We start from the raw sequence: 7732 nt of genomic DNA on the forward strand, positions 1-7732 counted from the left end.
GGATTCCTTGCGGGTGCTGGCCGTCGGTGGCGAAGCCGTCCCGGCTCCGGGTTGTAGAACTCGCGCAGAACGGCGAAGCGGTGCAACGGCATCCACGTGCTCTCCAGCCCGATGCGCTCCCCATCGGCGAGCAGGATGCGTTCGAGGTGCATCACCACGGTGCCGGGTTCCACCGCGAGATCGTGCGCGGTGTCCGGATCGGCGGGGACGTCGGTCCATTCGACGAGCAGACGGCCGGGCTTGCGGCCGAACTTGATCGCGCCCTCGGTGTAGGAGCGTAAGGACAAGGGCTGCACCATCTTCGGGCGCGAGACCACGGTGCCGCGACCCTGGCGGCGAATCCGCCCCTCCACCAGCAGTTCTCGCACTGCCTGGCGCACGGTCTCGCGGGCGACGCCGCAACGCAGGGCGAGTTCGCGTTCCGAGGGCAGCGGATCACCCTCGGAGAGTTCGGTCAGCAGCGCCTCGAGTTCCGCACGGACGCGGTAGGACTTCGGTATGCGCGCGGCGGCCAGCGGATCGCCCGGGGCGGCAGGCTCCGGATCGCTTCGGGCAGTGAGCACCGGATCGATGGCCACGGCGGGCACCGAATCGGCTGCTGTGCTGGGCGTTTCACCCGGTGAGCGCCCGGGTTCCAGCTGTTGCCCCACCCCGTCGGCCTCCCTCGTCTCCATGCCCACAGCCTACACAGGATTGGTCTATACCAATTATTAACCTAGCGTTTCCATACGAAACACTCCTAGGTCTAGACCATTGCCCAGGATGTTGGTCATGCGATTGGTCATCATCGGCGGAGGGATCCTCGGAACCGCCCACGCACTCGCCGCCATCGGGCGCGGCCACGAGGTCGTCCACCTGGAACGCGAGGTGGAGGCGCGCGGCGCGACCGTGCGCAACTTCGGGCTGGTGTGGGTTTCGGGGCGCAGCGCCAGCGAATTGGAACTCACGCTGCGGTCGCGGCAGCTGTGGGAGGAGATCGGCGGCAAGGTGCCGGGCGTGGGCTTCCGGCCCGCGGGCTCGATCACGCTGGTGCGCACCGAGAACGAGCTCGCCGTGGCCGAGGCCGCGATGGCGAACCCGTCGGCCGCCGAGCGCGGCTTCGAACTGCTCGACCCCGAGCGGGTGCGTGCGCTGAACCCGGCGCTGCGCGGCAAATTCCTTGCGGGCCTGCACTGTTCGACCGACGCCGCCGTGGAGTCGCGCCAGGCGCTGCCCGCGCTGCGCCGCTACATGGAGGCCAGCGAGCGCTACACGTTCTTCGCGGGCACCGAGGCGCGCACCATCACCGGCACCACCGTCGTCGACGATCGGGGCCGCCGCCACGAGGGCGATCTGGTGCTGGTCTGCCCGGGTGCCGCGCACGCGGGCCTGACCCGTGAACTGGTGGGCAATATCCCGGTGCGCCGGGTGCGGTTGCAGATGATGCAGACCGCTCCGCTGGGCGAGCCGCTCACCACCGCCATCGCCGACGGCGACAGCTTCCGCTACTACCCGGCCTTCGCCGGCCCGGAGCTGGACCGGCTCAATCGTGAAGAGGCGCAGCCGTTCACGGCCGCGCAGCACAAGATGCAGCTGCTGGCGGTGCAGCGCCTGCACGGCGGGCTCACCATCGGCGACACCCACGAGTACGACGAACCGTTCACCTTCGATGTGGACGAGGCCCCCTACGAGCACCTCACCGGCGTGATGGAGGAGCTGCTGGGCCGCAAGCTGCCGCCGATCGTGCGGCGCTGGGCGGGCGTGTACAGCCAGTCCATCGATCCGGGCGCCATCGTGACCCGCGCGCAGGCGTCCGACGGCGTCTGGGTCATCACCGGCCCCGGTGGTCGCGGCATGACGCTGGGCCCCGCCCTCGGCGAGCAGACCGCCGATCTTCTCGACCTCTGAACCCCTCAACGACGAAGGAATCATCGTGTCCGACAAGCAGATCGAACTCGCCGTCCTGGATATGGCGGGCACCACCGTCGCCGATGACGGGCTGGTCGAGAAGGCGTTCGAGGCGGCCATCACCGCCGCGGGCGTCCCCACCGAGGGCCCCGAGCGCGAGTCCGCGCGCAAGTTCGTGCAGGACACCATGGGCCAGTCCAAGATCTGGTGCTTCCGCACCCTGCTCGGCGACGAGGACCGCGCCCAGGCCGCCAACCGCGCCTTCGAGGCCGCCTACGCGGACTTCGCGGACGCCGGGATCAGCCCGATTCCCGGTGCCGCCGAAGCGATTTCGGCACTGCGGGCGGCGGGCATCAAGGTGGCGCTGACCACCGGGTTCAGCCGTGAGACCCAGGACCGGCTGCTGAACGCGCTGGGCTGGAACGAGATCGCCGACCTGACCCTGGCCCCCTCCGACGCCGGACGCGGCCGCCCCTTCCCGGACATGGTGCTCGCCGCCGTGCTGCGGCTCGAGGCCGACGCCGTGGATCGCGTTGCGGTGCTGGGCGATACGTCCAGCGATATCGCCACCGGCCTGGCCGCGGGCGCGCGCATCGTCGCGGGCACGCTGACCGGCGCGCACACCGAAGAGCAGCTGCGGGCCGCCGGTGCGACCCACGTCGTGCCCTCGGTGACCGAATTCGCGCAGCTGCTGCTGGCCGAGCGCGGCTAGAAGAATTCCGCCGCCCGAGCGCGCCTCGCCCGGGCGGCGGAGTACCCCCTGTTCCTTCGACTCGACCGTCCCCTGAACTGAAAGTGCAGCCACCGTGCGTAATACGAACAACCGCCTCGCACGCACCATCGCCCGTTCCGCTCTCATCCTCACCTCCGCCACCGCGGTCGCCTTCAGCCTGACCGCCTGTGGCGGCACCGGCAGCGACTCGAGCGGGGGCAACAAGACGGTCACCGTCTACTCCGTCGACGGACTCGGCGACTGGTACAAGCCCGTATTCGAGAAGTTCAAGGCGCAGACCGGCATTTCGGTCAACGAGGTCGAGACGCCGTTCGCGCCCATCACCGCGGCGCTCGCCGATCGGGCGGGCATGATCATGTCCCCGACCGAACTCGCCAAGGCCGGAGACAATTTCGGCGACAACCCGGTGTGTGTGGGGCCGTTCAAGTTCGTCAAGCGGGTGCCGCAGACCTCGATCGAGGTCGAGCGCGATCCGAACTACTACGACGCCGCCCACGTGCATCTCGACAAGATCACCTACCGGATCATGGTCGACGCCAATATCCGTGCGGCCAACCTGCGTTCGGGTGATATCCAGGTCGCCGACTACATCTCGCCGCAGGACGTGGACGAGCTGGCCAAGAATGCGCAGTTGCGCCTGTTGCAGACGCGTTCCCTCGGCTACATGGGTCTCTACCTGAACGTCGGGAACGTGGACGGCGCGGGTAAACCCGCCAAGCCGATCGACACCCCGCTGGCCAAGGATCCCCGTGTCCGGCAGGCACTCTCGCTGAGCATCGACCGCACCGCGATGGTCAACACCGTCTTCAACGGCTGGTACGAGGGCACCTGCTCGCCGATCGTGCCGGGCAGCGCGTTCGCCACGCCCGCCGGAACCGACTGTGCCGCTTACGATCCGCAGCGCTCCAAGGAGCTGCTGAAGGAAGCGGGCGTGCAGACGCCGTACCACGTGAAGCTGCAGGTGCAGAACAGCCAGGACCGCATGCGGTACGCGCAGGCGCTGCAGGCCGGGATCGCCGAGGGCGGTTTCGCGCTCGATATCGTCCCGACCGAATACGCCACGCTGCTGGACGCCCAGAAGAGCGGCGCGTACGAGGCGATCCTGCTGGGCTGGTCGGGTCGCCTGGACCCGGACGGCACCATCTCGCGATTCCTCACCACCGGATCCAGCGGCAACTACAGCGGTTACAGCTCGCCGCAGGTGGACGACCTGCTCGGGCAGGCGGCCCGCACCGGCGACACCGCCAAGCGCGCGGACCTGTACGCGCAAGCGGTGCGGATCGTGCAGAAGGACGACCCCTACCTCTACACCTACCGTGAGCGGTTGCTGACCATGCACACCACCAAGGTGACCGGCATCGAGATGTACCCGGACGGTGTGGTGCGCCTGGGCAAGGCCGCGTTCCTCGCAGGCAACGGCTGAGATGCGTCACCGTCTGCTCCGCTTCGCCACGCTCGGCGTCGTAGCCCTCGCGGTCGCCTCCTGCTCGCATGCGCGGCAGGCGACCGAGATCGCCACGCACGCCGACGATTACGGCACACCGGTGGGTGACCAGAAGATCCGCGAGGGCGGCGATCTGGTGATGGGCCTGTCCAACGATCCCGACAAGCTGGACCCGACCACCTCCAGCTCGCTGTACATGCGCTACGTCATGAGCACCATCTGCGAGAAGCTCTACGACAACGACTCCTCCGGCAACCTGGTGCCGCAGCTGGCGACGGATCTGCCCAAGTTCTCCGACGACGGTCTGACGGTGACGATTCCGGTGCGCACCGGCATCAAGTTCGCCGACGGCACCGCGTTCAACCCGGCCGCGGTGGAGACCAGCCTGAAACGGCACCTCACCCTGGAGGGGTCGCAGCGCAGCGGTGAGATGGGTCCGATCACCGGCATCGACACCGAGGGCGACTCGCAGGTGGTGATCCACTACAGCACGCCGTTCGCGCCCATCACCGCCGCGCTCGCCGACCGGGCCGGGATGATCATGTCGCCCGCCGCCTTGAAGGAGGAGGGCAAGGACTTCGGGGATCATCCGGTGTGCGTGGGGCCGTTCAAGTTCGCGCAGCGGGTGGCGCAGACCTCCATCACCGTCGAGCGCGATCCGAACTACTACGACGCGCAGAACGTCCACTTCGACTCCATCACCTACCGCATCATGGCCGATGCCAAGTCCCGGGCGGCCGCGCTGCGCTCCGGTGACATCCAGGCCGCCGACACCATGTCACCGACCGATGTGGACGCGCTGAGCACGGATCCGCGTCTGCACCTGCTGGTTTCGGGATCCTTCGGTTTCCAGGGCTTCTACGTCAACACCGGCAATGTGGACGGCGCGGGTAAGCCGGTGAAGCCGATCGACACGCCCCTGGCCAAGGATGCCCGGGTCCGGCAGGCCCTTTCGCTCAGCATCGATCGACAGGGCATGGTGGACAAGGTGTTCAAGGGCTGGTACGAGCCCGCCTGCACGCCGATCGCGCCGCGCACCTCGTACGCGACGCAGGCCGATACCTCCTGCCCGGTCCACGACCCGGCGCGCTCGCGCAAGCTGCTCGCCGACGCGGGCGTGCCGCTGCCGTACCCGATCACCATGCAGGTCATGAATGTCGCCGACCAGCTGGAGTACGCGCAGGAGCTGCAAACCCAGCTCGCCGCGGGCGGTTTCGACCTGCGGATCGTGCCGACCGAATACTCCGGCATGCTGGCCGCGCAGAAGAACGGCAACTACGAGGCGCTGCTGCTGGGCTGGTCGGGCCGCCTCGACCCGGACGGCAATATCGCCCGCTTCCTGACCACCGGATCCAGCGGCAACTACAGCGGTTACAGCTCCCCCGCACTGGACGACGTGCTGGCCTGGGCCGCGCACACCACCAGCCCGGCCCGGCGCGGCGCGCTCTACGAGCAGGCGGTGCGATTCATCCAGCGGGAGAACCCCTACATCTACACCTACCGGCTGCGGAACCTGACCGTGCACTCCACCCGGGTGACCGGGATCGAGGTGTACGCCGACGGCACCGTCCGGCTCGGCAAGGCCGCCTTCGTCGCGGACCGGAACGGCTGAGAAACCATGGTGCGGTATGTGTTCCAGCGCCTGTGGCAATCCGCCGTGACGCTGCTGCTGGTCTCGATGGTGGTGTTCGCGGGCGTGCGGGCGCTGCCCGGCGATCCGGCCACCGTGATGGCCGGGGAGCAGGGCGACCCGGAGGCCATCCGCGCGGAACTCGGACTCGATCGTGCGCTGCCGATCCAGTACCTGGAGTTCGTGAAGCACGCGGCGACAGGCGATTTCGGGCGTTCCATCCGCACCGGCACACCGGTGCGGCACCTGATCAGCGCGACCCTGCCGGTCACCCTGCAACTGGCGCTCTACGCCATGCTGGTCGCGGTGCTGCTCGGGGTGACCGGCGGCGTGATCGCGGCGGTGTACCGGGGGCGCTGGCCGGAGTGGGTGGTGAACGGCGTTTCGCTGCTGGGGTTGTCGGTGCCGACCTTCTGGCTGGGGCTGCTCGCGGTGCTCTACCTCGCGGTGGGGCTGCACCTGTTCCCGGCCTCGGGATACGTGTCCCCCTTCGATGATCCGCTGCGCGGGCTCTACCACCTCACGTTGCCCGCGGTGATCCTGGGTGTCACGCACGCGGCCGCGATGCAGCGGCAGACCCGATCGTCGATGGTGGAGACGTTGTCGGCGGACTTCGTGCGGACCGCGCGGGCCAAGGGGCTCGGGCCGGGCGCGGTGATCGTGCGTTATGCGTTGCGCAACAGCCTGATCGTGGTCACCACGGTCATCGGGTTGCAACTCGGGCTGCTCATCGCGGGCACCGTGGTGACCGAACGCATCTTCGGGCTGCCCGGCATCGGGAAGCTGACCCTGGACTCGGTCTTCAGTCGCGACTACCCGGTGATCCAGGCGGTCGTGCTGGTGGTGGCCACGTCCTACATCGTGATCAATCTGCTGGTCGATGTGCTGTACACGGTGATCGACCCGCGCGTGCGAGTGTCCGGGAGGGCGCAGTGACGGCATCGGAGAACCAGCCGCTCGCCCCGCCGGAGCAAGCGCCCGTCCGGGGTCGGGTATTGCGGCGGCTGTGGGCCGCTCCGCTGGGCAAGGTCGGCGTCGTCCTGCTCCTGATCGTCATCACCGCGGGCGTTTTCGCCCCGCTGCTCGCCCCGCACCCGCCCGCCGAGGTGCAATTCGCCATGCCGTTCCAGAACCCCGGCACGGTCGGATTCGTCCTGGGCACCGATGATCTGGGCCGCGACATCCTCTCCCGCGTGCTCTACGGCACCCGGGCCTCACTGGCGGTGGGCGCGCTGGCGGTGCTGTGCGCGGTGCTCGCCGGGGTGCCGATGGGCCTGCTGGCCGGGTATTGGCGGTGGCTGGACACGGTGCTGTCGCGGGTGACGGATGTGCTGCTGGCCTTCCCGTTCGTGATGATCGCGGTCGGGCTGACCGCGATCTACGGCGGCGGTCTCACCCAGGCCGCCATCGCGCTGGGCATCGCGCAGGTGCCGGTGATGATGCGGGTGGTGCGCGCGGAGACGTTGCGGCTCAAGGAAACCGACTTCGTCGTGGCGGCGCGGGCCATGCACGCCGGGCCGTGGCGCATACTCGGCGAGCACATCCTGCCCAACGCGCTGGCCCCGATCATCGTGCAGGCCACCGTGATCATGCCGACCGCCGTGCTCGGCGAGGCGATCCTGTCGTTCCTCGGGCTCGGCATCAAACCGCCCACGCCGAGCCTGGGCATCATGCTCTCCGACGCCCAGCAATACCTGATGCGCACGGCGTGGCCGGGCATCTTCCCCGGCGTCGCGCTGCTGCTGATCTGCCTGGGCTTCAACCTGTTCGGCGACGCGCTGCGCGACGCCCTCGACCCGAAGACGAGCCGCTGAAGGAGCTGCCATGACCGAATCGCTGGTGGCGATCAGCGATCTGCGGGTGTCCTTCGGCGCGGTGACCGCGCTGCACGGCGTGGACCTGACGATCGCGTCCGGAGAGCGGATCGCACTGGTCGGGGCCTCCGGCTCCGGGAAATCGACACTCGCGCAGGCGATCATCGGGATGCTGCCGCCGCCCACCCGACCGGCCCCGGGCAGCAGCCCGATGATCGCCTGCG

At 68.9% G+C, this 7732-nt stretch carries 8 protein-coding genes; 7 read left to right on the plus strand and 1 reads right to left on the minus strand.

The window, feature by feature from the left end:
• The coding region (locus ACWELQ_RS31495) for a GntR family transcriptional regulator (protein WP_452400678.1) at window positions 1-515 on the minus strand (515 nt) is incomplete at its 3' end.
• A gap of 256 nt (window positions 516-771) precedes the next feature.
• Between ACWELQ_RS31495 and ACWELQ_RS31500 the strand changes: the two genes are divergently transcribed.
• The 7 genes from ACWELQ_RS31500 to ACWELQ_RS31530 form a co-directional block, all read left to right on the plus strand.
• Window positions 772-1887, plus strand: a complete 1116-nt coding sequence (locus ACWELQ_RS31500; protein ID WP_452400671.1) for a TIGR03364 family FAD-dependent oxidoreductase — start codon at window positions 772-774, stop codon at window positions 1885-1887.
• Window positions 1888-1912: 25 nt separating this feature from the next.
• Entirely contained in the window at window positions 1913-2599 is a 687-nt protein-coding gene (locus tag ACWELQ_RS31505; RefSeq protein ID WP_452400672.1) for a phosphonatase-like hydrolase, read from the plus strand.
• Between the two features lie 94 nt (window positions 2600-2693).
• A complete protein-coding gene (locus ACWELQ_RS31510; protein WP_452400673.1) occupies window positions 2694-4043 on the plus strand; it encodes an ABC transporter substrate-binding protein in 1350 nt (449 codons plus the stop codon).
• A 1-nt stretch (window position 4044) separates the two neighbouring features.
• On the plus strand, window positions 4045-5676 hold the full coding sequence (locus ACWELQ_RS31515) for an ABC transporter substrate-binding protein (protein WP_452400674.1): 1632 nt from the start codon (window positions 4045-4047) through the stop codon (window positions 5674-5676).
• Window positions 5677-5682: 6 nt separating this feature from the next.
• A complete protein-coding gene (locus ACWELQ_RS31520; protein WP_452400675.1) occupies window positions 5683-6630 on the plus strand; it encodes an ABC transporter permease in 948 nt (315 codons plus the stop codon).
• Window positions 6627-7508 (plus strand): ABC transporter permease, encoded by an 882-nt coding sequence (locus ACWELQ_RS31525; RefSeq protein WP_452400676.1) that lies wholly within the window; start codon window positions 6627-6629, stop codon window positions 7506-7508. The genes ACWELQ_RS31520 and ACWELQ_RS31525 overlap by 4 nt, the downstream gene beginning before the upstream one ends.
• Before the next feature lie 10 nt (window positions 7509-7518).
• The coding region (locus tag ACWELQ_RS31530; protein ID WP_452400677.1) for an ATP-binding cassette domain-containing protein at window positions 7519-7732 on the plus strand (214 nt) is incomplete at its 3' end.

It is taken from the genome of Nocardia sp. NPDC004722 (genome assembly GCF_053601505.1).

Coding starts and splice junctions, on each gene's coding strand:
- ACWELQ_RS31500 (WP_452400671.1), top strand. CDS start 772: ATGCGATTGGTCATCATCGGCGGAGGGATCCTCGGAACCGCCCACGCA.
- ACWELQ_RS31515 (WP_452400674.1), top strand. CDS start 4,045: ATGCGTCACCGTCTGCTCCGCTTCGCCACGCTCGGCGTCGTAGCCCTC.
- ACWELQ_RS31520 (WP_452400675.1), top strand. CDS start 5,683: ATGGTGCGGTATGTGTTCCAGCGCCTGTGGCAATCCGCCGTGACGCTG.